This window comes from Pseudonocardia sp., from assembly GCF_025965585.1.
Classification (GTDB): Bacteria; Actinomycetota; Actinomycetes; order Mycobacteriales; family Pseudonocardiaceae; genus Pseudonocardia.
Map to the genome: position 1 here is coordinate 1 of NZ_JAOPWR010000291.1, position 2,970 is coordinate 2,970.

General features: G+C 71.9%; 2 protein-coding genes. Both read right to left on the reverse strand.

The genetic code is table 11. The features are described from left to right. Nucleotides 1–299: 299 nt before the first annotated feature. Entirely contained in the window at nt 300–776 is a 477-nt protein-coding gene (locus tag JWR81_RS18120) for a Rieske (2Fe-2S) protein (RefSeq protein WP_297653778.1), read from the reverse strand. Between the two features lie 92 nt (nt 777–868). Continuing rightward, nucleotides 869–2,662 carry a hypothetical protein gene (locus JWR81_RS18125; RefSeq protein ID WP_297653781.1) on the reverse strand — a complete coding sequence of 598 codons (1,794 nt, stop codon included), beginning with the start codon at nt 2,660–2,662 and terminating at the stop codon, nt 869–871. Nucleotides 2,663–2,970 lie beyond the last annotated feature (308 nt).

Below are 2,970 nucleotides of genomic sequence, written 5' to 3' on the forward strand. Positions count from 1 at the left end.
CGGCCACCGCGGCGGGCGCGCCGCCGGCCACGACCGAGCCGACGGCCAGCAGGGCCGAACCGGCCAGGACCCGTCGCCGCGACACGTCGCGGGCGCCACCTCCACCCGCGGGCTGCCCGTCGGGTTCCTTCCACGTGCTGATCTCCACCATCTCGGCCCCTCTGCGCGCGGGCCCCGACCCACGACCACTGTCGTGATCGGACGGTGCGGGGAGCAGCCCGAGCGGGGGGATCCACCGACCCCCAAACGGAGGGGGCATGGTCCCCGGTCGGCGCCCTGCGCGCCAGTGGACGATGGTCCTAGTACCCCGGGGCGGCTGGAGCCGGGTCGGGGGCGGCGCCGATCACGATCTGGTTGCCCTGCAGGGCGATCACGACCACGTCCAGCGGGCGGGACGCGGGGCCGGCCTCGACGGCGCCGTCGAGGTGGAAGCGGCTGCCGTGGCAGGGGCACGCGATCGCACCGTCGGGGGCGGCGACGACGCATCCCTGGTGGGTGCACACCGCGGACAGGCCGACGAACGTGCCCTCCGTGGGCTGGGTGACCACCACGCGCTGCCCGGCGTACACCTTCGCGCCCCCGACGGGCACGTCGGAAGTGAGGCCGAGGACGGGATCCCCGGCCGGGGGTGCCGCCACGGCACCCACGCCCGGGTCCACGGTCGCCGCGCCTGCCCGGCCACAGGCGGGCAGGACCAGGACCGAGCCGGCCGCCGCGGAGGTCACGAGGACGGCCCGCCGCGTCGGCCGCGGTGCGCCGTCAGGGACGTCGACCATGGTTTCTCCCGGAGTCGGCATGGCGGGCGGGGCGGGCACCGGAAGGTGTCCGCCCCGCCCGGGACCGTGCGGTCGGCGTGGTGGTTACGTGATCACCACGGGGCCGGCGTGAGGATCCCGGTGCCGGGGCCCTCACCGTTGACGAGGAAGCCCAGGTCCCAGAAGTCGTTCGGGACCACGGCGTCGCCCGGCGAGACGTTCTCCGGGAAGATGAACTCGAACGTGGGCGCCTGGTACTGCCCGGCCCGCAGGCCGTTGGCGGCGGTCTGCGAGTTCAGGCAGATGTCATTGCCGTTCGCGTCCAGCTTGTTGATCTCCAGAGCCGGGTTCGGGTACGTCGAGCCGGCAGGCAGCAGGTTCAACGGAGGCAGGCACAGTGACCGCTGCACGACCCGCAGGGTGCGGGTGGGCGAGGTCAGGAGCCCGGTCGGCGCCTTGGTCGCCCGCAGGCGGGCCCGTTGCGGCTGCGCCCCGATGAACTGGGTGGAGATGCCGCCGCCGACGTTGATGTTCGGCAGCGCGGCGTTCGGGTTGACGAGGACCTGCGGACCGCCGTTCTCCCCCGTCATCGCGTTGGGCGTGACCCACCGGTTGGTCTCGGTACCCGTCTGCGGGTTGATGTCGACGAGGTAGATGTCGACGGGCGTGACGACGTCGGTGGTCTCTGCCTCCAGGAAGATCCGGTCCTGGGTCTCCTGCGCGGCACCGTTGATCGCCGTCGCCGAGGGGTCGGCCGAGCCGACGCCGAACTGGCCGATCGCCGTGTACGCGGGCTGGCTGCCGGGCTGGGTGTAGATGCCGACGTTGGCCTCGATGGTGTGCACGGAGAGGAAGTCCGGGCCACCGGCCGGGACCTTGAACAGCGTGCCCGAGTAGATGATGTTGTCACCGACCTCGAACGGGGCCTGCTGGCGCGGGTCCGGGTCGGTGGGCGCCCGTGCGGCCACGCTGTTCATCACGTAGTGGCCGCAGTAGGTCGCACCGGCCACGGGCGGGGACAGGTTGCCGCTGGCGGGCAGCGGGTTCACCCCGGCCTGGACGAAGTCGCGGCAGGTGCCGTTGACCGGCTTGGGCCGGTTCCGCTGCGGGCACAGCGGGTCGTCGGGGTTGCCGGCGACGGTCGGGTCCGCGGTGGTGCGCGGCACGCACATCGGGTAGCCGGTGCCCGCGTGGACGGTCGGGTTGGCCTGGTCGACGCTGAACCGGTCGTCCGGCGAGTTGGCCCGCCCGAACCGGCCCGTGGGAGGGCTGCCGGCGGGCGCGGTGTCCGGGTCGTTGATCTCCAGGACGGCCTGGTCGGGAGCACCGACGCCGGTCCCCACGTGGATCCGGCCGGTGGAGTAGTCGATGCTCGTGATGACGCCCTGGCCGCCGTTGAGCGACTGCTGGGACAGGAACACCAGGCCGGCGATGTGCCGGGTGCCGGCGATGTTGCCGGTGATCGTCGCCTCGAACGACGGGTAGCCGCCGTCCTTGAGCGACAGGTCGGGGTGGCTGACCTTGTCGACGGCGTTCGCCCAGGACAGGGTGTTCGCCGGCATCTGGACGATCGAGTTGCACGGCACCGTGATCGTGATGCCGTTGACCACGGCGGTGCCGCCGGCCTGTGCGGGCGGGAGTGCCGGGCACAGCGTCGGGTCGACGGTGACGTCCTGGATGAAGCCGGTGGTGTCGAACTGGTGGATCCCGGCGACGTTGACGGAGAACACCGGCGGGGCGACAGCCGGGTGCGGCGGGATGATGAACGGGGCCGGGTTGTTCGGCGGCTTCGCCGTACCACCCTTCGCGTACGCCGAGCCGATGCCGACCGAGAGCATCGCGGCACACAGGAGCGCGAGGCCCACCGTCAGGCGAGCCCCCCGTCCGGACCGCAGACTGGGTTTCATGGACCTTCTCCTCCTCGAGAGGCGAGATCGAGCAGCACCCCGAACTCCCCGTCCGGATGCGCCGAACAATGACCCCAGGAGGGCCGTACCGGAACATCAGGAAACGGGGTGGTCCATACCCCAAATCGCAGGGATGCCACTTTCCGGACACCGTCTAGAATTCATTTCGTGTCCAGTGTTCCAAAAGCTCTGTTTGCTCTATCTGTCCGATTGACGGCTCTTGCGGCCGCCCTGGCACTCGCCGGGTGCGGCTCGCAGGGCGCGCCCGCCCCGGCTCCACGCGCGGTCGCGGTCGCCCCCGCGGCACA

Coding starts and splice junctions, on each gene's coding strand:
- JWR81_RS18120 (WP_297653778.1), bottom strand. CDS start 776: ATGGTCGACGTCCCTGACGGCGCACCGCGGCCGACGCGGCGGGCCGTC.
- JWR81_RS18125 (WP_297653781.1), bottom strand. CDS start 2,662: ATGAAACCCAGTCTGCGGTCCGGACGGGGGGCTCGCCTGACGGTGGGC.